This window comes from Asticcacaulis taihuensis, assembly GCF_900100255.1.
Taxonomy (GTDB): Bacteria; Pseudomonadota; Alphaproteobacteria; order Caulobacterales; family Caulobacteraceae; genus Asticcacaulis; species Asticcacaulis taihuensis.
In genome coordinates, this window is the sequence record NZ_FMTS01000001.1 from 981434 (window position 1) to 1006811 (window position 25378).

Genomic DNA, 25378 nt, shown 5'->3' on the forward strand with positions numbered 1-25378 from the left:
CGGCATCTTCATCAGTTTTGTCCTGAGGGATCGGCCGCCGGCGTCGAGGGCGGCACATAGGGTTTCAATTCCGGCGTTACTGGCGCGGCTGCGGAGGAAGCCGCCGGCCGGGAAGCGGCTGCAGACGACGAGGCGGTCGCTGCCGGCTTAGGAATGACCGGTTTCGGCTTCGGTTTCGCTACGACCGATGTAGCGGCAGCGCTGGTAGTCGCCCCGATCACCGGCTTTACAGTCGTGGCGCTGCTGGCTGCGGCGGAGGACGACGTGGCCGTTGCCGAAGAGGACGCGGACTGCACCGCCGGCAGGGCGGGCGGCGGCAGCACATCACTGACCGGCGGCGCGCGCAGGATGGTATCGGCATTGGGCAATTGCGAGAAGTCCTTGAACAGCAGCACCTTCACGAAATCGATCGCCGAGCGGTTGGAATAGAGCCGGACGCGCCAGACGTTATCGACGCCCTTGACCGCCTCGCCGACCGGCAGACCGCGCGGGAAGACCCCGCCATCGCCCGATGACAGGATCTGGTCACCGACCTTGACACTGTCCTTGCCGCGAACAAAATCGAGCTTGGGATAGCCGCCGCCGTCACCGCTCATCATGGCGCGGGCGTCGGACCGCAGGATCATCACCGGCACATGGCTTGTCACGTCGGTCACCATCAGGACGCGGCTGACATCGGGCGACACGCCGACTACACGGCCCACAAGCCCCTGATCGGTAATGACCGGATTGCCAAAGGAAATCTTCTTGTTGGAGCCGGCATCGATCAGGCGGTTATTGGCGAAAGGGCCGCGCGATACGGCGACCGAGCGCGCCGTCACCGTCTCGACCGGCGGCTCCGTGCGCAGGTTGAGCAGGCGTTCATAACGGGTATTGATGTCTTTTTCTTCGATATACAGGTCGCGGTACTGCGTCAGCTCGGCGACCTTCATCTTGAGCTTGCGGTTTTCGCGGATGGCGAAGAAATAATCATCGAACCAGTTGGTGCCGTCGCCGATCTTGTGAACCGGATAGGCCAGAACCTTATCTGGGAAGCCGGCCACGGTGTCGAAACCGGCGCGGTTGGCATAACCAGAGGAATCGACCTCTTCGCGGCGGTCTCCCAGGAACAGCAGGGCCGCTACGACGCACACCAGCGCGACCACACCCATGACTGCCCAGGTCATAGGCAGTTTCAGATGTTCGAAGTGTCCCGTCTTGTCCCCGTAGGCCACGCTACAAAATTCCTTAAAGCCGAAGCGGCAATATATTTATCAAGAGATCGCCGCCAAATTATGACGCTGTCCTCAAGACATGGTGGCGTCAAGGATGCCCTTCATCCAGCGCGGATGTTCAAGCACGCGGCCGCAGCCGATAGCCACGCAGGACAGCGGGTCTTCGGCGACGGAGACCGGCAGGCCGGTCTGGTCGCGGATTTCGATATCCAGGCCGCGCAGCAAAGCGCCGCCGCCGGTCAGCATGATGCCCTTGTCGGCGATATCGGCCGCCAGTTCCGGCGGGGTGGCTTCCAGGGCCACCTTCACGGCGTCGATGATCTGCGCCACCGGTTCGGCCAGGGCTTCCGCCGCCTGGCGCTCCGAGATACGCACTTCGCGCGGCACGCCCTGCATCAGGTCGCGGCCCTTGACATCGATCGCCAGGCCCTCGCCGTCATGCGGTACGCGGGCGGTACCGATGTCCTTCTTTATGCGCTCGGCGGTGGTTTCGCCGATCAGCAGGTTGTGATTTCGGCGCATGAAGTTGGTGATCGCCTCGTCCATCTTGTCGCCGCCGACGCGGACAGACTTGGAATAGACGATACCCGACAGGGAAAGCACGGCCACTTCCGTGGTGCCGCCGCCGATATCGACGACCATCGAACCGGTCGGCTCGTGGATCGGCAGGCCGGCGCCGATGGCGGCGGCCATGGGCTCATCGAGCAGGCCGACGCGGCGAGCCGAGGCATTGAGGCAGGAATCGTTGATCGCGCGGCGTTCCACCGCCGTGGCGCCCGAAGGCACGCAGACGATAACCTTGGGATTCACGAAACCCTTGCGATTATGCACCTTGCGGATGAAATACTTGATCATTTCCTCGGCGACTTCGAAGTCGGCGATGACGCCATCGCGCATCGGGCGAATGGCTTCCATGTGGCCCGGCGTACGGCCCAGCATCTGCTTGGCTTCGATCCCGACGGCGTGAACCAGCTTGCGACCACCGACATTACGCAGCGCCACGACCGACGGCTCGTTAAGCACGATCCCGCGGCCCTTCATGTAGATCAGCGTATTGGCCGTGCCAAGGTCGATGGCGATGTCGTTGGAAAATCCGCCGAAGAAGGACTTGAGCATTGAGATAAACTACCTTGGTTCTTTAAGTTGGCTCTTGGCGAGGCCGGTTTTTACAGTGGGGCGAACCCCGTAAGGTGTAAGGAAGGCATTTTGGGGGCAATCCGTGCAGCGGCTGTGGAACAAGGCCAGATTGCCTTGAATCATCAGGTTTTCACTCCCGGAAAATTCTCACTTGCCCTTATTGGAATCATATTTCAAGGGGGTTGAAAAAAAAGATAGTTTCACCCTACAAGCGAAATAGTTAACCATCTGTTTTCAATGAAAAACCTGTATGGAAACAGCCGCGCGATCACATAAAATGTCATCTGGTTCGCTTCAGGAATTTGCGCCCTGCCGGCCTGCGCCATTTTCCAGCGCATACGTATATAAAAACGACTCTTTCCCGCCATTCAGTCCGTGGCCTGCTGGCGGTTCTTGGCCGCCTCATACACCTTGCGCGCCACCAGCATGAGGCCGAGCCAGGCGATTGCAATAACAGCCATCAGAAGCGCCATCTTCCAGTCGCCGCCCTTCACAGATGCGAAGGACGATCCAAACATGGCCACCAAAGCGGTCTTCGGAATAATGCCGAGCGCGCACCCGGTAATAAAGGGCAGGAATGGTGCCCGCGAGGTGCCAAAGGCCATATTGACAACGATGAAGGGCGCCGAGGGAATATTGCGGACGATGAAGGAAGCCGAAAAGGCATTGCGGCCGATATATTCCGACAGGCGGCCGACATGGTTGCCGCCCAGCCGCTTCATGACGCCGGCGCCGGCGAACCGCCCCATGTAGAAGGTCATGACCGCCGAAAGCACCGTGGCAATCCAGCTATAAAACCCGCCCCACCAGGGGCCGAAGGCCACCACGCAGGCGGCGATCAGCACGAACTGCGGCGCGCCGAACAGGGCGGACACGCAGAAGACCACAATGACAATGACCACGGCCATCGGTGAATTGCGGTACTGCTCCATCCACATTTCGAGGCTCTTGAGAATTTCCTGGCCCCACGCCGATTTGCCGATCAGGAAAACCGCCACGACCAGGGCGAGCAGGACCAGGCTGCCCCACAGGGCGCGCACGGCCTTGGCGTCCATATGAAGGAACAGACCTGTAACGCGTCGCCATAAATGTTGTAGTCGAGTGTGCATTGCACGCTGTATGTCTGCAAAGCTATGCTTCGGGCAAGTAAATAAGCTGCAAAACCGCGTTTTTAGAAACAGTTGAAACCGGTTCGGCGGCCAAAGCCCTACAGTTCTCAAAATTCAGACAAAACCCGGAAAGAAATTCTCTAATGATGGATGATGACAGTTGGACAAATGAACGCGTGCGAGTAAAGAGGGGCCTGCATTTTTCCCTCGGTTCCGCTTCCGGGAACCGCCTTCCACCTGTGAGCACCCCCATGGCCGATTTCTCCGAATCCGATACGCTGAAGCGCGTGAAACCCTCCCCGACCCTCGCCGTCACCGCCAAGGCGCGTGAACTGGCCCGCCAGGGCAAGAAGGTGATTTCGCTGGGCGCCGGCGAACCGGACTTCGACACCCCTGAAAACATCTGCGACGCCGCCATCAAGGCGATCAAGCGTGGCGAAACCCGTTATACCGACGTCGACGGCATTCCGGAATTGAAGGCCGCCATCGTGGCCAAGTTCAAGCGTGAAAACGGCCTGGACTACAAGACCACCCAGGTTTCGGTGTCGCCCGGCGGCAAGCCGGTCATCTATAACGCCTTCATGGCCTCTCTGAATGCTGGCGACGAAGTGATCGTGCCCGCGCCCTACTGGGTCTCCTACCCCGACATGGTACTGCTGGCCGGCGGCACCCCCGTCTTCGCGGTGGCAGGCATGGAAACCGGTTTCAAGCTGACGCCGGAAACCCTGGAAGCCGCCATCACGCCGAAGACCAAGTGGCTGATCCTCAATTCGCCCTCCAACCCGACCGGCGCCGTCTATACCGCCGCTGACCTGAAGGCCCTGGGCGAGGTGCTGAAGCGTCATCCGCAGGTCTGGATTCTGACCGACGACATGTACGAGCACCTGCTGTTCGACGGTATGGAATATGCCACAATCGCTCAGGTCGTGCCGGAACTCTATGACCGCACCCTGACCATGAACGGCGTCTCGAAAGCCTATTCGATGACCGGCTGGCGCATCGGTTACTGCGCCGGCCCAGAGCCGCTGATCAAGGCGATGTCGAAGATCATCTCGCAATCGACCTCCAATCCGTGCTCGATCGCCCAGTGGGCGGCCGTCGAGGCGCTGAACGGGACGCAGGACTTTATCGCCCCGCGCGCGGCCGCCTTCCAGAAGCGCCGTGACCTCGTCGTCGCCATGCTGAACAATGCGAAGGGCATCACCTGCCCGAATCCGGAAGGCGCCTTCTACGTCTATCCGTCGATCGCCGGTTGTATCGGCAAGACCGCGCCTTCCGGCAAGGTCATCACCAGCGATGAAGATTTCGCCGGTGAACTGCTTCAAACCGAGGAAGTGGCCGTGGTTCATGGCGCCGCTTTCGGCCTGTCGCCCTTCTTCCGCATCTCCTACGCCACGTCGGAAGCCGTACTCACCGAAGCCTGCTCGCGGATTCAACGTTTCTGTGCCAGCCTGAAATAGGCTGGCCTGAATTGAAAACCCGAAGGCGCGGCTGGATATCCGGCCGCGCCTTTTCTGTTTATACCGTATAAGATGTGTGCAAGCCGGCGCAAAATAAACTTGCGCTTGCCCTGCCCAGAAAAACAAGGCAAGCAAGGCGCAAATGACGGGTTTCTGGCAGATAACATGGCTGATTCCGCCGGGACTGCTGCTGGGCGCCCTGGCCGCTTCGGCATTTGTCAGCGCCCTGCTCAGCATCCTGGTGATGAAGGGCGGTCCGGTCGATCTTCCGCGCGAACGCGGCGCCCATTCCGATCCCACCCCCACCAGCGGCGGCCTGGCTATTATGGCGGCCTCGGCCCTGGTCATCGGCCTCACCATCAGTTTTTATGGCCATGCCATTCCGGGAAGCTGGCGCGATGGTCTGATTCTCTTCGGTTTCGCCAGCCTGATGGGCATTTGCGGCGCGGTTGACGATGTCGCCGACCTGCCGGCGAGCTGGCGGCTGGCCTTCCAGATTGGCCTGTGCCTGGTTTTTGCGTACTTTTATCGGGTGACGGCGCTTGATTTCGGTCCCGGTGTGATTGTGCAGGTGCCGCCCGTGATCGGCCTTTTGGGTAGTGCCACCTGGCTGATCCTGACGCTCAACACGATCAATTTCATGGACGGCTCCAATGGTCTGGCGATCGGCGCCCAGACCATCGCCATGCTGGTCTTCGCCGGCCTGATCCTGCTGATGGCCCCTTTAAGCCTCTTCGGCGCCTATCTCGGTGTGGTGCTGCTGATCTGCGTATGCGTGGCCGGCGCGCATCTCGGCTTTGCCCCGTTCAACCTGCCGCCAGGTAAGCCGCAAAAGGCCAAAGCCTTCCAGGGCGACGCCGGTTCGATGTTTGCCGGCGCGCTGATCGGCGGGGCGACACTTGTTGTCAAGGCTTACGGCGTGGGATCGGTGTGGTTCGGCGGCTTCCTGCTGGCGCCCTTGCTGGTCGATGTGGTCCTGACCCTGATCGTACGGACACGCAAGGGGCAAAACGTCCTCAAGCCGCACAAGGAGCACCTGTACCAGATCTGGCTCCAACGCCGCGACAGTTCTCACTGGCGGCTGGCCCTTCGCGTCTGGGCGCTATGCCTGTTTTCCAGTCTGGTTGGTGTCGGCGCGCGTCTGATAGACCGCATCTATCACACCGACATCCGCTTTCTGGTGCTTGTGGCGCTGATCGCCGTCTATACAGTCGGCTGGCTGGTCCTGCGCAAACAATTACTTATGCGTCCGCTGTTAAATAAAGCGCCATAAGCAGGTCATCGAGATAGGGCCTGCCATCGCCCTGCCAGACCCTGCCCCTCAGCCGTCCTTCGAAGACAAAGCCCATCGACTGGTAAAGTTCGATCGCCCGCCGGTTATCCTCGCGGCAGTACAGCTCGATGATGCGGAATTTAGGATTGGCCTTCGCAGACGCGATCAGATGCACGAACAGAGCCCGCCCGATGCCGCGCCCCTGGGCAGCGGGGTCAACCGCCACGGTCAGGTTGGTCAGGCAGTGGCCCAGTTGGCGGGTTTCAGATGGCCAGGCGTGGATTTCCGCCAGTATGCGGCCATCATCGGCTTGCGCCACCAGCGAAAGGCCGATGCGCAGGCTGTTTTCGAGATTGTGCCGTATGTAGCCATTCGTAATCTCATCCTCGCGGCGCAGAAGCCCACCGCCCTGACGAGCCGCCGCGCGATAGACCGCGCGAATGCCCGCTTCATCGGCCAGGGTGGAGGCGCGAATGCTATAACTCATCGGTGTCTTCCGGCCGTTTGCGATTGGATTTGACGGTGGAGCGAATGGCCTTGCCCTCCAGGCGTCGCCGCACCGCCCCCTTGGTCGGTTTGGTGGCGATACGCGGCGGCGGTGGCGGCGCGGCGGCCTTCTGCACCAGTTCGACGAAGCGCGCCAGGGCCGCCTTGCGGTTCATCTCCTGGGTGCGGTGCGTCTGGACAAACAGCACCAGTTCGCCCTCCTGCGTCACCCGCCGGCCGCCAAGCTTTGTCAGCCTCTGCTTGACGTCATATGGCAGGGTCCAGTTATTGGTGATCGAGAAGCGCAGTTCGACGGCGGTGGCCACCTTGTTGACATTCTGCCCACCAGCGCCCGACGACCGCACGAAGCTTTCGTGCAGTTCCTCGTCAGGCACGGAAAGGCGGGGCGTGATAAAAACCATGCCGTCTTGTGGGCGAAAATACCGACAGCTTCAAGAGTTTCCCCGCCTGTTTCTTACAAGCATTCAATCAGCCGGATGAATACCGGCGCGCAACTTCAGGTCCAGGCCCAGCAAAATCGCGTTGCCATCCAGCAGGGGCGCAGTCGGCAGCCCCGCCGCCGCCAGTTGATCGGCGGTCCAGTTGTTGCACACACGGAGAATAGAGAAATGCTCCCGGCTGACAAAGAAGACGTCATCCGCCGACAAGGCGGCCACGACCGGGGCGCCATTTTCCACCACGAAAGATGCCTCCATATGGCGCACCATGGCTTCAAAGCCTTCAGGTGTCAGCACGGCACGCGAGGCGATGTTTTCAACGAAGGCCTGGTCGGGTCGCGCGGAGACGCCAAAAATACGAATGACAGACGGATTACCAGGCCTGAACAGGGCTCGCAGGCCGTCAAGCGCGCGACCGACAGACAGCCCCTGCGCAGTAAAGAAGCCGGCATCTCCCCATCCATAGACCAGCCATTTGCCTTCCCTGACATCCGCGCCCGATTGCCTGGCGGCATCGGCGAGGAGCCCGCCCCTGGACATGACCGCCCCGGCCGGCAGGGCGATATCCGTGTGGAAACCATTGTTGACGATATAGATGGGTACAGCATCTGTTCGCGCCGGATAAAGCGCGCCGTCTCCGCCCTTCAGGGTCAGGAGGGCCGCAAACAGATAGAGAAACACCAACAGGCATACGCTCTTACACCACGGATGTTTGATAGAAAAAGCCATGTCATTCCCCCTTTGAACGGAAGAACACCATGACTTTTGAACATTGTCCAATCAAATTATCACGAAACCGTGATCGATGATGCTAACCCTGAAGCGATGCCTTGATCATCCACAGGTGCTTTTCATGCGCCGTCAGCCGCGTGGTGCAGAGATCGGCGGTCGAAACATCGCCGGCATCCTCGGACGCTTTCACCGCCGCTTTCAGCGTGGCGACGACCGTGGCGTGATCCTTGGCGAGGTCTTTCAGCATGTCCTGAGCCGAAGCCGCCGGATCGCCATCCTTGATCGAGGTCAGGTTGCCGAAGGCGTCGGACCCCATCGGCGCGGTCTGCCCCAAGGCACGGATACGCTCGGCAATCTCGTCGATCGATGTCCAGATCTCGTTATATTGCTCTTCCAGCAGCAGGTGCAGGCCGCGGAAATTCGGACCGACCACATTCCAGTGATACCCGTGGGTCTTCTGGTAAATCGTGAAGGTATCAGCCAGAACCTTGGACAGTTCCAGACCCACTTTTTTGCTGTTATCAACGCCGGCTTCGCTCATGATTTATCTCCTCAGATAGGGCTTTGATGTGATGGCTCACATATGAGAATACCGCCATAAAGATACAATGAGGGAAAGGCGTCTAGTCGTATTTTCCCCAGAAAGCATATTTCACTGGCCTCTGGCAAAAGTGGAATTGTCATAAAACGTGATAGCCCGTATACGCAAACAGGTTGCAATATGCGGCGATCGGACTATTTTATGCATACCTTATGCTGAAAATGAGCATAAGTCATCTGGAGAGAAACGATGGCCGACACGGCTGCCCATCTGGAATTCACACCGGCGATCGAAGCCGAGACCGCGGATATCTATGCCCGTCTGAAGGATAAGGTCTCGCCGCTTGAGTGGCAGTTGCAGGCCCCGCTGATCCACGCGATCAACCGCCTCAAGGCTGAAATGAATGCGGTCATCCTGGCGCACAACTACATGACGCCGGATATTTTCCATGGCGTGGGTGATTATGTCGGTGACAGTCTCGGCCTTGCGCGCGAAGCCGCCAAATCCTCGGCCGATATCATCGTCCAGGGCGGTGTTCACTTCATGGCCGAGACTTCCAAGATCCTGGCGCCGCAAAAGACCGTGCTGATCCCCGACCTGCGGGCCGGCTGCTCACTGGCCTCTTCGATCACCGGCGAGCAGGTGCGCCTGATAAAGCAGAAATATCCCGGCCTGCCGGTCGTCACCTATGTCAACACCACGGCCGATGTGAAGGCCGAAACCGACATCTGCTGCACTTCGGCCAATGCCGTGCAGGTCGTCGAGCATATCGCCGCCGAGTGGGGCGTCGATACGGTCATCATGCTGCCGGACCAGTTCCTGGCGAGGAATGTGGCGCGCCAGACGCACATCAAGATCATCGCCTGGGCCGGCGCCTGTGAAGTCCATGAGCGCTTTGATGCGCAGGATATCGCCGATGTCCGCGCCGCCCATCCCGGCGTCGTCGTGCTGGCGCATCCGGAATGCCCGCCGGAGGTTATCGCCGCCTCGGATTTCACAGGCTCGACCACGGCCATGGCCGATTACGTTACGCACAACAAGCCGAAGCAGGTGGTGCTGATCACCGAATGCTCTATGGCCGATAATGTCACCGCCGAGGCGCCAGGCGTCGAATTCCTGCGCCCCTGCAACCTGTGCCCGCATATGAAGCGCATCACACTGCAGGGTATCTATGACAGCCTGCGCTATCACCAGTACGAGGTGACCGTCGATCCCGAATTGATCCCGCGCGCGGCGCTGGCCGTTCAGCGCATGATCGACATGCCGCCGCTGAAAACACCCGCCCGCTATGACATGGTCAAGGCCAGGCACCACGTCGATGTCGAGATGATCAGTTAGGGCGTAATGATATGAGTGCTGCTTTTCAGTTCCTCCCCTCTTGGAGGGGAGGTGCCGAGCAAGCGAAGCGCGTCAAGGCGGAGGGGTAAAGACCAAATACGCTAATGCCGGTATTTACCCCTCCACCGCTACGCGGTCCCCCTCCCCTCCAAGAGGGGAGGATTTAGATTTATCACCGACTTTACGCCCCATCATAAAGGCGCTTAAATGCCTACTGAAACCTATATCCATAACGGTCCGCTGGTCATCGGTGCCGGACTGGCCGGCCTGAGCGTGGCGCTAAATACCGCCCCCCGTAAGACACTGGTGCTGGCGCCCGTGGCGCTTGGTGTGGCCTGTTCGTCGGCCTGGGCGCAGGGCGGAATTGCCGCCGCCCTTTCTCCTGAAGACTCCCCAAAAGCCCACGCGCTCGACACCATCAATGCCGGCGCAGGCATCGTGGATGAACTGGCCGCCAAAACCCTGACCGAAGCCGGCCCGCAAACCGTACATCGCCTGAAAGCGATGGGCGCGCCCTTCGATCACAAGACGGACGGCTCCTTCGTACTCAACCGCGAAGCCGCCCACGGCCTGGCCCGCGTAGCCCGCGTCGGTGGCGATCTCGCTGGCAAGGCCATACTCGAGGCCGTCGTACACCGGGCGCTCAATGCCTCGCATATCGACATCTGGGAACGCGCCCACGCGCTCGGCCTGATCAAGTCAGCGAACGGCGTGGTGATCGGCGCCCTGGTGCAGCACACCGACAGGCTGGTTGAGGTCTTCGCACCGGTCGTGATCCTGGCCAGCGGCGGCTCCGGCGGCCTGTTCGCCGTCACCACCAATCCGGCCAACCTGCGCGGCGAAGGCATCGCCATGGCGGCACTGGCCGGCGCCGAAATCGCCGATCCGGAATTCGTCCAGTTCCACCCGACCGCCCTGAAATTCGGCCTCGACCCGGCGCCTTTGGCCACCGAAGCTCTACGCGGCGAAGGCGCCACCCTGATCGACCAGAACGGCCATCGTTTCGTTTTCGATGACCACCCGGACGGCGAACTGGCCCCGCGCGATATCGTCGCCCGCGCCGTTCACAAGGCAGACCAAAGCGGCGGCGCCTTCCTTGATGCGCGTACGGCTATCGGCGAACACTTCCCGGCCGAGTTCCCGACCGTATTTGCCTCGTGCATGAGCCAAGGCGTCGATCCGCGCATTCAGCCGATGCCGGTGGCCCCCGCCGCGCACTATCATATGGGCGGCATCAAAACCGATATCTTTGGCCAGACCACACTGCCCGGCCTTTTTGCTGTTGGCGAATGCGCCTGCACCGGCGTTCATGGCGCCAATCGCCTGGCCTCGAACAGCCTGCTCGAAGCCGCCGCCTTTGGTGAGCGTGTCGGCAAGGCAGCCATTGCCGGACTGGGCGGTGATTTCACGCCGGATACGGCTCATGCCCTTGTCCCTGTCCTGCCACCAAGTCTGACTGAATCCGATCTGAAAGCCTTGCGTGACGGTATGGCGCGGGATGCCGGCGTGGTACGCAATGAGGCTGGCCTAATCCGGTTGCTCGACCTGATCACTGACCTCGACAAACGCGCCCACGGCGCCCTGGCTCTGGTCAGCGCGCGCCTGATTGCAACTTGCGCCTTGCATCGGCGCGAGAGTCGCGGTTCTCATTACCGCAGCGACTATCCGCAAACCGAAGCGGTCGGCGCACGGACCTTCACAAACTGGGCCAAAGTCCAGAATAAGACACATGGGGAGTTGAGTACATGTACCTCACCGGATTGCCTGACCTCCTGATCGAGCCGATCATCCGCGACGCCCTGAAGGAAGACTTAGGATTAGCCGGCGATGTTACGGCCTCGGCGGTCATACCGCCCAAGGCACGCTTCAAGGCCGAATTCCGCGCGCGCGGCGCCGGCATTTCCGCCGGCATAGACTGCGCGCGCCTGGCCATGAGCCTGATGGACCCGCAGGTCCGCTTCGAGACCGTGTTACCTGATGGCAGCGCCGTGAAAAAAGGTGATGTCATCGCCCGCATCGAAGGCAATGCCCGCGCCATTCTGGCCGGTGAGCGGGTGGCACTCAACCTGCTTTGCCACCTTTCCGGCGTCGCCTCGCTGACCGCGAAATACGTTGCCGCCATAGACGGCCTGAAAAGCCGTATCGTCTGCACCCGCAAGACCACGCCTGGCCTGCGCGGCCTGCAAAAGCACGCGGTGAAATGTGGCGGCGGCTACAGCCATCGCTACGGCCTGGATGACGCCATCCTGATCAAGGACAACCATATCGCCATCTGCGGCGGCGTCGGCCCGGCCATGGAGCGCGCCAAGGCCAGTGTCGGCCACACCATGAAGATCGAGATCGAAGTCGACAGCATCGCCCAGCTCAAACAGGCCCTGCCCTATGGCCCGGATGTATTGCTGCTCGATAATTTCTCACTCGACATGTATGCCGAGGCGGTAAAGCTGGCGGGCGGCAAAGCCATCCTGGAAGCCTCCGGCGGCGTCAATATGGAAACGGTACGCCAGATCGCCGAAACCGGCGTGGATGTCATTTCGGTGGGCGCCCTCACCCATTCGGTGCCGAATTTCGACATCGGCCTGGATGCTGTGTAACATCAGCCGTATTGGCGTTTCAGCCAGCCTGCGATCTTGTCGGTAATCACCACAACCGGCCCGGTAATCAGAAACAGCACGACAATGCCGGTGATGCCGCTGATGAGTTCCTGCCGCGTCAGGGCCGGATCGAGGAACGGATACGGCACTTCATGCACGAAGGCCCAGCGGATATAGACAAAGACGAGATAGACCGCCGGCGGCAGCAGCCACCACAGCAGGGTCTTGAAGCGTGCCTTGCCATTGGCGCTGGCCAGCCACCAGGCGGCCATCAGGCCCGGCGTGATGTAGTGCAGGATCACGTCACAGGCCAGAAACAGCCCTTGCGGCGACCACAGCGGCGACAAGATGAAATGATAGACAATACCCACCACCACCATGAGCGTGGTGATCGCACCGCCCGTGCTGCGCCGGTGAAAATAGGCCATCATGCTTGCCGGCAGCAACTGCGCCGCATGGCTGATAACGGCGGCGATATTGGACAGAATGGTAAAAAACGAAAAATAGAACAGGATCGACAATCCGAAATTGCGGCCCGCCGCCATAGAGGCCGGAATTGTCAGGGCGAATTGCAGCAAAAGCCCGATGAGTCCAGCCAGCAGTCCACCACCTGCGATAATCCGCGCCAGTTTCTTCATGCCACCTCCGACCGGCCCACCTCCGACCGATATGAGTTTAGCGGTATTTTCTGCGTTTAGATACCGCCCTTGACGAAGGAAAGTTTTGACACCCACTGGCTGAGCGGCTTGTCCACCACGGCATCGAACAGGAAGGCTACGGTAACGGCCGCCAAAACGCCGGCTCCCCACAATACCCATTGCATCGGTGCATTCAGTGCGAAATGCGCGATCAGTTTCGGACTGATCCCAAACCACACGGCCCCGACCAGAGAATGGGTCAGGAAGAGCGCGAAAGAGGCGCGGCCCATCCGGTGAGTGACGATATTCTCGTGAAAGGTGACGCCACCCGAAACCGCCAGAACACTCCCAAGCAGGACAAGAATAAGACTGTCGATCGCAGCATTGCGCGGCAGGAGGCACAGGCCGCTGATGGCCGCGAATGCACCGGCAAGACTGATCCAGAAAACCGTTTTCGACACCCTGAACCCGGCCGTCATGCGCTCGATCAGATTGCCGAGCAGGAACAGCGGAATGGCGCGCAGAAGCGCCCAGCTAAAGGGTAAATCGACAAAAGCGTGGTGCGCAAGCGTTAATGCCAGGCCATGCGCGGCTAGGAGAACAACGACCGACAGGCCGATCATTACCGCCAGGCCGCGTTTGTAGAGATAGGGAATATAGAGGCTAAACAAGGCGTAGCACACCAGCAGGACCGACAGGGTCCAGGTCGGGGTGTTCCACGATTCCGCGTGCATCATGCCCCAGCCGTGAACCAAGAAGGCCTGGGCAAAGAAATCTGCGGCGCCATACTTTTCGGCATGGTTGGGAGCAAAACCGACCGCCGTGGAGGCCATGACAAAAGCGCCGAACGCCAGCAAGACCAGGATATGCGACGGCCATAAACGTGCGAAACGACGCAGAAAAAAGTGCGTGCGGCGCATGTGCGAGGTTACCAGCCTCTGACCATAGGCGCGCGACAGGATATAGCCGGAGAGGAACAGGAAAAAGTCCGTCGCCAGCCACCCCTGCTTAAAGATCGGGAACAGGGTGGCCAGATCGACCGGCGCCGTGCTGCCATAGTGGAACAGCAGGATAAAGCTGGCCGCCAGAAAACGCAGCACATCGAGGCTGGCGCCGCCGGCCCTGGGCTGGACATCGGACGCATAATGGCTGCGCGGAATGGCAAAAGAGAAGGGTTTCACCCCTTCTCTATACCGTCGAACTATTAAAATTTAGGTCTTGGCCGGCGTGGCGGGCTTCGGCTCTTCGCGCTTGATACCAGCCTTCTCGCCCGGCTTCATGAACTTGACCAGAACACGCTGGCCGATCAGGAAGGGCGTGTTGTCGGCCGAAACCACCACCTCGACCACGCGTTCATCGCTGGCCTCGTTGCCGCCGTCGGATTTCAGCTTGCGGGCGCCGAAGGTAGCGGCGATGCGCATGACTTTACCCGTATAGATTTTTGACGGATCGGCTTCCGGAATGATTTCAGCTTCCTGGCCCACCTTGACATCGGGGATCGAACTTTCGACGATTTCCGAGCGGATGATATGCGGGATGGCCGGCTCAAGGTCGAACATGGTCGACACGTTCAGGGTCGATGCGCCCGCGCCGGGGTTGGCATAACGGCGGATAATCTTGCCATCCATCGGCGCGCGGATAATGGTCAGGTCCTGCTGATATTCCGCCTGGGCCAGTTGCGAGCGCGCCACTGCCACAGCGGCCTGCTGGGCTTCCAGGGTTGCGCGGGCGCTGTCGATGGCATCACGCGCCTGATCCAGTTTCTGCTGGGCCACGAAATTGGTCGGAGCCAGTTTTTCCAGACGGTCATATTCGCGCTGGGCCGTGCGAATCTGGACCTGTGTCAGGGCCAGGGCCGACTGCGCCTGGTTGACCGAAGCACGGGCGTTATTAACCGCCAACAGCGTATCTTCATCTTCCTGACGGGCCAGAATCTGGCCCTTGGTGACGAGGTCGCCTTCCTGGACATAGACCTGCTCGACGATGCCGGCGCGGCGGGCGGCGACTTCGACCACGCCGCCATCGACATCGACCTTGCCGGCGGCGATGGCAGCGTAAGGGCTTGGTGGCGCCTTGACCTCGGCGGCCTTGCTGCCGCCGGGTGTCCCTGGTTTCTGACAGGCGGTGAGCGAAAGTCCGCCCAGCGTCATGACAATCAAGGTGATAGCGGTGGAGGCGGCGAATTTACGAGACATATGCATTTCTCTGTTTTTCATATTCTTAAACGATGACGGGCGGTCCGGAGATCATGGTGTCGCTCAGGATCTTGCCGTCTTCCATGTGAATGACGCGGTCGGCATAGGCTTCAAGGCGCGGATCGTGGGTCACAACCACCACGGCTGCGCCTCGCTCTTTGGCAGCCTGATGCAGCAGCTTGATAACCACCTGACCGCTGACCGAATCGAGCGCCGAGGTCGGTTCGTCGGCGAAGATCAGCGAAGGCATTTTGGAAAGCGCCCGGGCGATGGCGACGCGCTGCTTTTCCCCGCCGGAAAGCTCCGCCGGCTTTTGCTTCAGGCGATGCTTGAGCCCAACTGCGTCGAGGACCTCAACAGCGCGGCGATGTGCTTCGGACTTTTTCACCTTCTGGTACTTCAGCACCTGTTCGACCTGCTGGGTGGCGTTCAGCGACGGGAACAGGTTGAAGCCCTGGAAGATGAACCCGCAATGATCGAGGCGGAACCTGTCGATCTTGCCGCGCTTCTTCTTCCACAGATTTTCGCCCAAAGCCATAACCTCGCCTTCGTCAGGCTTCATCAGCCCCGAAAGCGCAGCAATGAGGGTCGATTTGCCGGAGCCCGATGGCCCCATCACCATGGTGACCTGGCCGTGATAGGCAGTGAAGTCAACGCCCTTCAGGACTTGCTGCTTCAGTTTGCCGATCTTGTAGCCCTTGGACAGGCCCTTGGCATTCAGTGCGAGTTTACCGGTCATCTTAGCAGGTCCGCGGGTTGGCTCTTTTTGAGGATGCCGAGCGAAAACAGGCCCGACAGTATGGCAATAACCATCAGCATAATGGCGACGGGAATATCGAGGAACAGCGGGAAATCCATCGGCACACCGCCCACCTTGGCCAGCATGGCTACGCCGCTGACCAGGATAACCGTCAGGATGAGACCCGCCACGCCAACCCAGAAGCTCAATTCAATAATGATAAGCCGCAGCTCTCCCATCGATACGCCCAGGGCGCGCAAGCTTGCAAACTCCTTGATATTGGCAAGGATCGCGCCCTGGAGGGTCTGCCAGGTGATGACGATGCCGATAAAGACCCCGACCAGCGCCATAAACCCAATCATAATGGCAATACCGCCTTCCTTCATCATCCCCATTTGCGAACTCTTGGATAATTCCTCACGCGTCCAGGCCTTGAACTGGCCGGCCCCCAGGACATTCAGTTCGGCCGCCACCTGTTTGGCCCGCGTCGGATCTTTCAGCTTGACCAACAACGGGCCGACGCGTGGACCATCATCGGCGACATAGATCAGCTTCGCCGTCTGATAAGAGGTGAACACCTGGGTATTGAACATATTGGGATACCCATCAACCACGCCGGCCACAGTTACGGTGCGGCCGTTCATCTTGGCCTTGTCACCCACCTGGACACCCAGCTTACCGAGGCTCGTGCGATCGAGAATGACGGCGAACGGTTCTTTCAGAGCCTCAATGGTCGCGTCAGAAAAATCGCTGGGCAAGGTAACCGCACCCTTGACCGGATCGACGACGACGACACGCACACCGTCGCCTTTAGCCGGTTGGCCATCCTTGGGAAAGTTCGACCACATGGCCCAGTTCATGATCATCGGCTGGACCTCGGCCACCCCCGGATGCTCATATACCATCGGAATCATGCGGCGCGGCTGGCCGGAATCGCCAAAAAGTCCTTCTGCCTGCGGCGGCAGGATCATTATCTGGGCCGGTGACTTGTCGACCGTAGCGGTGAAGGACAGGGCCATGCCCATGAACATACCCGTCATGGCAAGTACGAGCAGCCCGGCAACGGCCAAGGCGATTACGGCCGCCAAATACCGTCGCCATTCATAAATCAGAGTTGATAGAGCTAAGGACATATTACCACTTTTAGGTGCGCAATGCACGATGATGGCAACATCTATAAGTTTTTGATAAAGGTCTAATTAAATCGGCGTAACATAGGTTGCCGTTGCGATCTGTTGTGTTAAAGCCGCGCCTTGGAAATTGTCCGCTTCCGAACAGTGGCAAGGCTTACAGGTCTTTCCAGGCGGCAATGAAGTAGGCAATGCCCGTCCACAGCGAAATGATCGCTGCGATCCACACCAGCGCATAACCGGTCATCAACACGGCCGTCGAGCCGTCCGGTTGCAAACCGAAGGCCGACCAGGCATCGGCGAACAGCAAAACGCCCAACGCGATAAGCTGGATAGTCGTCTTGACCTTGCCGAGGAAGCTAACCGGCACCTTGACGCCCTTGGCCGCCGCTGTTTCGCGCAAGGCACTGACGGCGAATTCACGGAACAGAATGAAGGCCGCCGGCAGGGCGAACCACGGATCACCCGAATGGATGGCGAAAACGCCCAAGATAGTGCCGCACACCAGGATCTTGTCGGCGATCGGGTCGAGAATGGCCCCCAACTGGCTTTCGGCGTGCAGCTTGCGCGCCAGTATGCCATCGAACAAATCAGTCAGGGCGGCGATGATAAAGACATAAACGCTCCAGCGCTGCATCCCGAACAACATGTCCGACTGGGCGTTGAGGAACGGGATACCGCCCGCCATGCCGGCCAGCAACACGAAGATAACGACACCGAATACCAGGCGCACACCGGTCAGGAGATTGGGGATCGGGTTGACGTTTTCGCCGGTCATGCTGGTCCTGCCTTAAAGAAATGCGTAATTACGCCGCATACTAGACAAGAACCCCCGACGCGCCAAAGCCTTTTATCGGCTGTGGCGCGCTTTGTGCCCTACCAGTTCCACATCGTCCCGTCCTGAAGACGCGCCACGGGCAGTTGCATGGGCTGGTAGGGGTATTTCGCCGCAAGGGCTTCATCGATATCGACCCCATGGCCCGGCGTGTCGCCAACCTTGAGGTAGCCATCGTCGAAGCGGTAATCGTGCGGGAAGACCGCGTCCGTTTCCGGCGTATGGCGCATATATTCCTGAATGCCGAAATTGGGCACCCAGGTATCGAAATGCAGGGCCGCCCCCATGCACACCGGAGACAAATCAGTGGCCCCATGCGAACCGGTGCGCACCTGATACATAGACGCCAGGTCGGCAATGCGGCGCAGGTGCGTGATACCGCCGGCATGGACAACCGTCGTGCGGATATAGTCGATCAACTGGTTCTGGATCAGATCCTTGCAGTCCCAGATGGTATTGAATATCTCGCCGACAGCCAACGGCGTGGTGGTATGCTGACGGATCAGTTTGAACGCTTCCTGATTTTCGGCCGGCGTCGCATCTTCCATCCAGAACAAGCGGTAGGGTTCGAGATCCTTGCCGAGACGGCCGGCCTCGATCGGCGTCAGGCGGTGGTGAACATCGTGCAGCAGTTCGATGTCAAAGCCATGAACATCACGCAGTTTTTCAAACAGCTTCGGAGCGAAATTAAGATAGGAACTGGTGTTCCACAGGGTCTCGGTCGGCAAGGTGCCATCGGCGGGCTCGTAATACATGTCGCCACGTCCAACACCATAAGCCCCCTTGACGCCGGGAATGCCCGATTGCGCCCGGATCGCCTTGTAGCCAAGGCTCATATAGCGCCCCACCTCATCGACCGTATGTTCGATATCGGAGCCGTTGGCGTGACCATAGACCAGCACCCCATCACGTGAACGGCCGCCGAGCAGTTGATAAAGCGGCATCCCGGCCAGCTTGGCCTTGATGTCCCACAGCGCGGTATCGACTGCCGCGATCGCCGACATGGTCACCGGCCCCCGCCGCCAGTAGGCGCCACGATAAAGAAACTGCCAGATATCCTCGATGCGCTGAGCGTCCTTACCGATCAGGTTGGGGATGACGTGATCTTCGAGATAGGAGACGACCGACAGTTCACGGCCGTTCAGCGTGGCATCGCCAATGCCGTAGACGCCCTGGTCGGTCTCGATCTTCAGAGTGACGAAATTGCGCCCGGGTGAAGTAACGATAACGCGCGCCGCCCGGATAATCGCCGAACTGGAATGGACTGGCTCGCTGGTGATTTTATTCAATTGCATGGATATGGACTTGGCTAGTTTGGTCTGACAAAGTTATCTGATCAATATACACGGGGCGCAATAGCGAAACAAGCTGCAATTCTTGCAGAACGACAGTTTATCTCCCCAGGCCGGCCCGTCCGCGCAGACGAGCTGTTTCATCACGGACGCGATTGATCGCATCCGTTTCAGTCACAACCAGCAGGTTCTCGATAACCCGCCCCAGGTGATCGCGCATCGCGTTGCGTGCGGCGTCGGGATCGCGCGCGGCAATAGCATCGACAATGGCGCGATGATCATCGATCTGCGGCTTGACCCCGGCCGAACGCGAGCGCCGCAGCATTTCCATCGCCAATGGCGAGCGCTCGCGCACCTCCCAAAGGGTCTTGACCACTAAATACAGGGCATCGTTCTGCGTGGCGCTGGCGATACCAAGATGGAATTCGCGGTCTGCCGCTTCATCATGCGTCAGGGTCTCGCCGGCATTATTCTCGTCGATCATCCGATTGAGAATCGTCTCAAGTTCTGCGATTTCCTCATCCGTGGCCATGGTGGCCGCGATAGCCGCTGTTTCGCCCTCGACCACACGCCTGGCCGCCGTCAGTTCGAAGGCGCCGATGTCCAGTTCGCTGGTCTCCAGCCCATTTGCCGGCGGCGCCGTGACATAGACACCCGATCCGCGGCGGGCAGCAACCAGACCCAGGATTTCCATACCGATCATGGCTTCGCGGATGGTCAGGCGGCTGACCTGGAAACGCTCAACCAGAACCCGTTCCGGCGGCAGGCGGTCGCCTTCGCGGAATCGTCCCGCAGAAATGTCTGCCTGAAGGGCAGCAATGATATTCTGATAGAGCTTCTGATTATCCGCCGCCATAGGCACTGAGTTCCCGTTGTCCGCCACCTGTAAATTCAATTTCAAAAATATATCAGACTACTGAATCAGTCCAATTTATTTCAATTTGAATCCACATGGGCATCGGCGAAGGGTGTACTGTGCTCAGTCAACCATGATCCGGCACGTAATAATGACGGCGCCCTCGGCGATTACCTGAACGGCGACTTGTTTTAAGGAATGAACAGCAGGGCCGGTTTTTCGATCAGCCGCTTCAGGCGCTGGACGTAGGAGGCTGCATCGAAGCCGTCGATGATCCGATGATCGAAGGACGACGACAGGTTCATCAGGGTGCGGATTACCACTTGGCCATCCTTCACTACCGGCCGTTCCACCAGCTTGTTAGGCCCCAGGATCGCCACCTCCGGCGCATTGATCACCGGCGTCGCCGCTATGCCGCCAAGCGTGCCCAGGCTCGTCAGGGTAATGGTCGAACCGCTTAAGGTCTCGCGGCTGGCCGTGCCGTCACGCGCGGCCTGGGTCACGCGTGCCAGTTCGCGGGCACAGCCCCAGATATCCAAGCTTTCAATATGGCGGACCACAGGCACCACCAGGCCGTTCGCCGTCTGGGTGGCAATGCCGATGTGGACGGCATCATAGGTGCGCAGGATACCTGCCTCATCGTCGTAGCGCGCATTGACATTGGGGAATTCCGGCCGCAGCTTCACCACCGCCTGCATAAAGAAAGGCAGCAGGGTCAGCTTTGGCTGGTTGGCGCTCCGCGCCTCATTCAGTTCCTTGCGCAAGGCTTCCAGATTGGTCATGTCGAATTCCTCGACATAGGCGAAATGCGGGATATTGCGTTTGGATGCCTGCATTTTTTCGGCGATCTTGCGGCGCAGGCCGACAATGCGGACTTCGGTCACGCCATCGGATGTGACCGGGGCGATTTCCGGCTCGGCATAGGCGTCCAGATCTTCGGGCAGGACGCGCCCTTCCGGCCCCGTACCGATCACAGACGACAGGGGAACCCCCATCTCGTTGGCGCGGTGGCGTGTGGCTGGCGCCGCCAGAGGCGCAGGTTTCGAGGCGGTGGGGACAGGCTTTTCGGCCGGTTCCGGCAGCGCCTCCGGCTTTGCCGCCCCGGCAGATGCGGCTTCGCCATAGCCTGCCACGTCCAGTTCAACCAGCACAGAGCCGACCGGCGCGAAATCACCGGTCTCGCCATGGATAGCCAAAACCGTACCGGTGACCGGCGAGGTGATCTCGACCGACGCCTTGTCGGTCAGCATATCGACCAGCGGCGCATCTTCCTGTACGACATCGCCGGCCTTGACATACCAGGCGCCGATTTCAGCCTCGGCCACGCCTTCGCCGACATCGGGCAGACGGAAAAGATAGAGGCCCATACTTCAGTTCTCCATGGCAGAGTTGAGTGCCCTTATGATTCGGGCGGGTCCGGGGAAATAGTCCCATTCAAAAGCGTGAGGATATGGCGTGTCCCAACCGCAGACCCGGCCGATCGGCGCCTTCAGGTGATAGAAGCAGCGCTCCTGGATCAGGGCCGAAAGCTCGGCGCCAAAACCGCTGAAGCGCGAAGCTTCGTGGACAATAACACAGCGTCCGGTCTTCTTCACCGAGGCCACTATGGTGTCGATATCGAGCGGTACGATGGAGCGCAGGTCGATCAGTTCGGCGTCAAGGCCGCTTTCTTCTATGGCCGAGAGCGCCACATGCACCATGGTGCCGTAGGCGAGGACCGTTACCTCGCTGCCCGGTCGGGTTATCGCCGCCTTGCCGAGCGGCACCGTATAATGGCCTTCCGGCACCTCGGCATCCTTATGGCCCGCCCAGGTCTTCATCGCCTGATCGGGACGGCCATCGAAGGGGCCGTTATAGATGCGCTTCGGCTCCAGGAAAACGACCGGGTCGTCGCATTCTATGGCCGCGATCAAAAGTCCTTTGGCGTCGTACGGATTGGACGGAATGACCGTTTTGAGGCCGGTGATATGGGCGAAGATCGCTTCCGGCGACTGACTGTGCGTCTGGCCGCCGAAGATGCCGCCGCCATAGGGCGAACGCACGGTCAGCGGCGCCCAGAATTCGCCGCCCGACCGGTAACGCAGGCGCGCCGCCTCGGAAACGAGTTGATCATAGGCCGGCAGGATGTAGTCGGCGAACTGGATCTCCACCACCGGCCGCAGACCATAGGCGCCCATACCGATGGCGGCGGCAATGATGCCGCCTTCGCTGATCGGCGCATCGAAGCAGCGCGTCAGCCCGTGCTTTTCCTGGAGCTTGTCGGTGACACGGAATACCCCGCCAAAATAGCCGACATCCTCGCCGAAGATCAGGGTATCCGGATCGCTGGCGAGGGTGATATCGAGCGCATTATTGAGCGCCTGGATCATGTTCATGCTGGCCATGTTTTATATCCCCAGCTCTTTGCGTTGCTCGATCACGCGCCAGTCCGGTTCCTTGAAGACGCCCTCGAACATCTCGGCCACCGGCGGCTTGGATTTGCCAAGCGTGCCCACCGCCTCACCCTCGCGGACAGCGGCATTGATCTCTTCCGTCAGTTCGGCGGTCAGGGCGTCATGACGCGCTTCGTCCCATTCACCGATGGTGATCAGATGTGTCTTCAGTCGCACGATAGGATCGCCCAGCGGCCAGTGGACCGGTTCGTCGACCGGCCGGTACTTGGTCGGGTCGTCGCTGGTCGAATGGCCGGCCGCACGATAGGTGAAGAACTCGATCAGGGTCGAACCGAGGTTGGCATGGGCGCGTTCCGCCGCCCATTGGGTAGCGGCGCAGACGGCCAGGAAATCGTTGCCATCGACGCGCAGGCCCGGAATGCCGTAGCCTATGGCTTTGGCGGCGAAGGTGGTATCGCGCGGGTTGGCGATGCCGGCGAAGGTCGAGATCGCCCACTGGTTATTGGTGACACACAAAATCGCCGGCGCGTGGTAGACGCCGGCAAAGGTCAGGGCTTCGTGGAAATCGCCCTCAGCGGTCGTGCCTTCGCCAACATAGCCCAGCGCGATCTTGTCGTCATTCCTGTAGGCCGAGGCCATGGCCCAGCCGACGGCATGGCCGAAACGGCTGCCGAGATTGCCGGACAGCGAATAGAAGCCGTAATCCCGCGCCGAATAAAGCACCGGAAGCTGACGCCCCTTCAGCGGATCTTTTTCATTGGAAAAGAGCTGGTTGACCAGGTTTATCAGCGGATAGTCGCGCGCCATCAGCCAGCTCAGGACGCGGTAGGTCGGGAAACACATGTCCCCCTGCCCCAGCATCAGGGATTGCGCCGCGCCGATGGCCTCCTCGCCGGTCGATTTCATGTAGAAGCTCGTCTTGCCCTGGCGTTGCAGGCGGAACAGCTTGTCATCGAACAGGCGCGTCTGGAGCATGGCGCGCAGCCCCTTGCGCAGCAGATCTGGCGAAACATCCGGCGCCCAGGGCCCGACCGCGTGGCCACCTTCATCGAGCACCCGTACCAGCGAAAACGGCATGTCGCGCATGTCCGCCTCGCAGCCGAGCGGGTCAGGCCGGCGCACCGATCCGGCTTCGGGCACCACCAGGCCATCGAAATTGACGGGTTCCCCCGGCCGTGCCTGCGGCTTGGGTATATAAAGCTGAAGACGCGTTTTATCCGGCATCTGACCGCACTCCCTGTGTCGGCTTTTTTGTCAGCTTGCCACGACCCCTTAAGTAAAATCTTCCTTTCTTTGCTGAAAACAGGTCAAAAACGAAATTGTTATCCTGTGGAGTTGCCTGAAGTCAGAAAACTATCCTGCGTCCGATATTGATCGCTTTCAGAAATGGTTCGTCGTGGCTGACCACTAAGAGCGCACCATCGTAAGCCCGCAATCCGGCCTCTACCGCCTCTATCGAGTCGATATCGAGATGATTGGTCGGCTCATCAAGGATCAGCAGATCTGGTAGTACCGCTCCGCCCAGCACGCAGGCCAGTCCGGCGCGCAGCATTTGTCCACCGCTGAGGCTGGAAACGATCTGTAGCGCCGCATCAGCCCGGAACATGAACCGTGCCAGCGCCGCACGACAGGCATTTTCATCGACCTGCGGATGAAGACGATGGAAATTTTCACGGATCGACCGGGCGGGATCAAGCAGGCTCAGCGACTGATCCAGCAGGGCCAGACTGTCCGTCACACGCACAGATCCTGCCCACGGCTTGAGGCCGCCCGTGATCAACTTAAGCAGGGTCGTTTTGCCCGATCCGTTCGCCCCGATAATGGCCACACGTTCCGGTCCAATCAGGGTCAGGGAAAAATCCCGAAGAACCGGCTGATCCTCATACCCCACTATCACATCATTGATTTGCAATACCGTGCGACCAGCACGCAAGCCGGTAGACGGCATGGGAACCGACAACGGCTGGAGGATTTCGATTCGCTCTCGCGCTTTGGTTACCGCCATCATCGCTTCTGTGCGCTGACGTTCTGCCAGGCGGGCCTGCTCACCGCTTGTATTTTCACTGCGGCTCTTCAGGGCCCCGAGCAGTATACGCGGCGCATCCCCCTTGGCGGCCCTCTTCTTTCCTGTGCTATCCTTGCGTGCCTTGCGTTCTGTAGCGGCCTGCGCGGCACGGGCAGTATCGCTAATGCGCTTTTCGGCATCAGCGAGATTGGCCTCAACCGCTGCCAGTTCCAGTGCCTTGCGGGCGCGATAATGGCTCCAGTTGCCGCCATAACGCGTGGCGCCAAGCGAGGTCAGTTCGACAATGGCGTCCATGGCCTCCAGCAATTCGCGGTCGTGGCTGACGACAATCGCGCCCTTCCGCCAACCGACCAGCAGGTCGAGCACAGCGCGCCGCCCTTCCCGGTCGAGATTATTGGTCGGTTCATCGAGCAGCAAAAAGTCTGGCGCGGAAAAAACCAGCGCCGCCAGACCGGCGCGGGTTTGCTGGCCGCCGGAGAGCGTGGGCAGCCGGGTCTCCGGCAGGACATTGAGCCCGACACGGGCCAGCGCAACAGTCATCCGCGCTTCCAGGGTCCAGTCGGCGCTCTCAAAATCCGCGGCCGTGGCCTCGCCGGCTTCGGCGCGATGCAGGATCGCCAGCGCCTCGGTCACGCCGAACAGATCAGCCACGGTTTCCGCCGGGCTGGTCAGAACCTTCTGGCTCAGGACGCCCAACGAACCGGTGACAGAAATGTGCCCCGCCTGGAGCGGCAAGGCGCCGGAGATAAGATTGAGCAAGGTCGTCTTGCCGGTGCCATTGCGGCCGACAAGTCCGGTGCGCTCAATGCCAAAGCTCAGGTTGAGTTGGGAAAACAGATTGCGGCCGTCGATCGACCACGACAGGTCGGACAGGATAACAGACATGGATATGGATTTCCTCGGAGGTCAACAAAGGGCGTTTGTCTCTGAGC

The 25378-nt window shown here is 60.0% G+C and carries 24 protein-coding genes; 5 read left to right on the top strand and 19 right to left on the bottom strand.

Translation table 11 applies throughout. The annotated features are described in order from the left end of the window. Positions 1 to 11 precede the first annotated feature (11 nt). From mreC to BLO49_RS04725, 3 genes are all read right to left on the bottom strand, one after another. Entirely contained in the window at positions 12 to 1166 is a 1155-nt protein-coding gene (gene mreC / locus BLO49_RS04715; protein ID WP_245678857.1) for a rod shape-determining protein MreC, read from the bottom strand. Positions 1167 to 1286: 120 nt separating this feature from the next. After that, on the bottom strand, positions 1287 to 2330 hold the full coding sequence (locus BLO49_RS04720; protein ID WP_090644799.1) for a rod shape-determining protein: 1044 nt from the start codon (positions 2328 to 2330) through the stop codon (positions 1287 to 1289). A 389-nt stretch (positions 2331 to 2719) separates the two neighbouring features. After that, positions 2720 to 3406 carry a TVP38/TMEM64 family protein gene (locus tag BLO49_RS04725; protein WP_090644801.1) on the bottom strand — a complete coding sequence of 229 codons (687 nt, stop codon included), beginning with the start codon at positions 3404 to 3406 and terminating at the stop codon, positions 2720 to 2722. Between the two features lie 305 nt (positions 3407 to 3711). Here BLO49_RS04725 and BLO49_RS04730 point away from each other — a divergent pair, with 305 nt between their 5' ends. Together BLO49_RS04730 and BLO49_RS04735 are read left to right on the top strand one after the other, a co-directional pair. After that, entirely contained in the window at positions 3712 to 4920 is a 1209-nt protein-coding gene (locus tag BLO49_RS04730) for a pyridoxal phosphate-dependent aminotransferase (protein WP_090644804.1), read from the top strand. A 142-nt stretch (positions 4921 to 5062) separates the two neighbouring features. Beyond that, entirely contained in the window at positions 5063 to 6193 is a 1131-nt protein-coding gene (locus tag BLO49_RS04735; RefSeq protein WP_090644807.1) for a glycosyltransferase family 4 protein, read from the top strand. Here BLO49_RS04735 and BLO49_RS04740 read toward each other — a convergent pair. The 4 genes from BLO49_RS04740 to BLO49_RS04755 form a co-directional block, all read right to left on the bottom strand. Continuing rightward, on the bottom strand, positions 6162 to 6680 hold the full coding sequence (locus tag BLO49_RS04740; protein ID WP_090644809.1) for a GNAT family N-acetyltransferase: 519 nt from the start codon (positions 6678 to 6680) through the stop codon (positions 6162 to 6164). The genes BLO49_RS04735 and BLO49_RS04740 overlap by 32 nt on opposite strands. After that, positions 6670 to 7101 (bottom strand): alternative ribosome rescue aminoacyl-tRNA hydrolase ArfB, encoded by a 432-nt coding sequence (gene arfB, locus BLO49_RS04745; protein ID WP_090644813.1) that lies wholly within the window; start codon positions 7099 to 7101, stop codon positions 6670 to 6672. Before arfB ends, BLO49_RS04740 begins: the two co-directional genes overlap by 11 nt. A 63-nt stretch (positions 7102 to 7164) precedes the next feature. Continuing rightward, positions 7165 to 7866, bottom strand: coding sequence for a DUF2459 domain-containing protein (locus tag BLO49_RS04750; protein WP_090644816.1), 702 nt, complete (start codon positions 7864 to 7866; stop codon positions 7165 to 7167). A gap of 82 nt (positions 7867 to 7948) precedes the next feature. Beyond that, positions 7949 to 8410 (bottom strand): Dps family protein, encoded by a 462-nt coding sequence (locus BLO49_RS04755; protein ID WP_090644819.1) that lies wholly within the window; start codon positions 8408 to 8410, stop codon positions 7949 to 7951. A gap of 249 nt (positions 8411 to 8659) precedes the next feature. Between BLO49_RS04755 and nadA the strand changes: the two genes are divergently transcribed. The 3 genes from nadA (at position 8660) to nadC (ending at position 12342) form a co-directional block, all read left to right on the top strand. After that, positions 8660 to 9748, top strand: coding sequence for a quinolinate synthase NadA (gene nadA, locus BLO49_RS04760; protein ID WP_090644821.1), 1089 nt, complete (start codon positions 8660 to 8662; stop codon positions 9746 to 9748). Between the two features lie 207 nt (positions 9749 to 9955). After that, positions 9956 to 11524, top strand: a complete 1569-nt coding sequence (locus BLO49_RS04765; RefSeq protein WP_090644823.1) for an L-aspartate oxidase — start codon at positions 9956 to 9958, stop codon at positions 11522 to 11524. Next, positions 11494 to 12342, top strand: a complete 849-nt coding sequence (gene nadC, locus BLO49_RS04770) for a carboxylating nicotinate-nucleotide diphosphorylase (RefSeq protein WP_090644826.1) — start codon at positions 11494 to 11496, stop codon at positions 12340 to 12342. Before BLO49_RS04765 ends, nadC begins: the two co-directional genes overlap by 31 nt. Before the next feature lie 2 nt (positions 12343 to 12344). Here nadC and BLO49_RS04775 read toward each other — a convergent pair whose 3' ends face one another. The 12 genes from BLO49_RS04775 to BLO49_RS04830 all read right to left on the bottom strand — a co-directional run bounded on the left by BLO49_RS04775 (position 12345) and on the right by BLO49_RS04830 (position 25331). Beyond that, positions 12345 to 12980, bottom strand: coding sequence for a Pr6Pr family membrane protein (locus BLO49_RS04775; protein ID WP_090644829.1), 636 nt, complete (start codon positions 12978 to 12980; stop codon positions 12345 to 12347). 56 nt (positions 12981 to 13036) lie between these two features. Beyond that, positions 13037 to 14161 carry an acyltransferase family protein gene (locus BLO49_RS04780; protein ID WP_090644832.1) on the bottom strand — a complete coding sequence of 375 codons (1125 nt, stop codon included), beginning with the start codon at positions 14159 to 14161 and terminating at the stop codon, positions 13037 to 13039. Positions 14162 to 14191: 30 nt separating this feature from the next. Continuing rightward, complete coding sequence (locus BLO49_RS04785) at positions 14192 to 15175, bottom strand: efflux RND transporter periplasmic adaptor subunit (RefSeq protein WP_090646135.1); 984 nt, start codon at positions 15173 to 15175, stop codon at positions 14192 to 14194. Positions 15176 to 15200: 25 nt separating this feature from the next. Continuing rightward, complete coding sequence (locus BLO49_RS04790) at positions 15201 to 15914, bottom strand: ABC transporter ATP-binding protein (protein WP_090644834.1); 714 nt, start codon at positions 15912 to 15914, stop codon at positions 15201 to 15203. After that, positions 15911 to 17047 carry an ABC transporter permease gene (locus BLO49_RS04795; RefSeq protein ID WP_090644837.1) on the bottom strand — a complete coding sequence of 379 codons (1137 nt, stop codon included), beginning with the start codon at positions 17045 to 17047 and terminating at the stop codon, positions 15911 to 15913. The genes BLO49_RS04790 and BLO49_RS04795 overlap by 4 nt, the downstream gene beginning before the upstream one ends. 154 nt (positions 17048 to 17201) lie before the next feature. Continuing rightward, a complete protein-coding gene (pgsA, locus tag BLO49_RS04800) occupies positions 17202 to 17822 on the bottom strand; it encodes a CDP-diacylglycerol--glycerol-3-phosphate 3-phosphatidyltransferase (protein WP_090644840.1) in 621 nt (206 codons plus the stop codon). A gap of 98 nt (positions 17823 to 17920) precedes the next feature. Then, positions 17921 to 19174, bottom strand: coding sequence for a D-mannonate dehydratase ManD (manD, locus tag BLO49_RS04805; protein WP_090644842.1), 1254 nt, complete (start codon positions 19172 to 19174; stop codon positions 17921 to 17923). 97 nt (positions 19175 to 19271) lie between these two features. Continuing rightward, positions 19272 to 20027 carry a FadR/GntR family transcriptional regulator gene (locus BLO49_RS04810; protein WP_090644845.1) on the bottom strand — a complete coding sequence of 252 codons (756 nt, stop codon included), beginning with the start codon at positions 20025 to 20027 and terminating at the stop codon, positions 19272 to 19274. A gap of 191 nt (positions 20028 to 20218) precedes the next feature. Continuing rightward, positions 20219 to 21394: a dihydrolipoamide acetyltransferase family protein gene (locus BLO49_RS04815; protein ID WP_090644848.1), complete on the bottom strand. Its 1176-nt coding sequence runs from the start codon at positions 21392 to 21394 to the stop codon at positions 20219 to 20221. 3 nt (positions 21395 to 21397) lie between these two features. Beyond that, positions 21398 to 22411: an alpha-ketoacid dehydrogenase subunit beta gene (locus tag BLO49_RS04820; RefSeq protein ID WP_090644851.1), complete on the bottom strand. Its 1014-nt coding sequence runs from the start codon at positions 22409 to 22411 to the stop codon at positions 21398 to 21400. 3 nt (positions 22412 to 22414) lie between these two features. After that, positions 22415 to 23644, bottom strand: a complete 1230-nt coding sequence (locus BLO49_RS04825) for a thiamine pyrophosphate-dependent enzyme (protein ID WP_090644854.1) — start codon at positions 23642 to 23644, stop codon at positions 22415 to 22417. A gap of 121 nt (positions 23645 to 23765) precedes the next feature. Further along, positions 23766 to 25331 carry an ABC-F family ATP-binding cassette domain-containing protein gene (locus BLO49_RS04830; RefSeq protein ID WP_220083694.1) on the bottom strand — a complete coding sequence of 522 codons (1566 nt, stop codon included), beginning with the start codon at positions 25329 to 25331 and terminating at the stop codon, positions 23766 to 23768. Between the last annotated feature and the right edge of the window lie 47 nt (positions 25332 to 25378).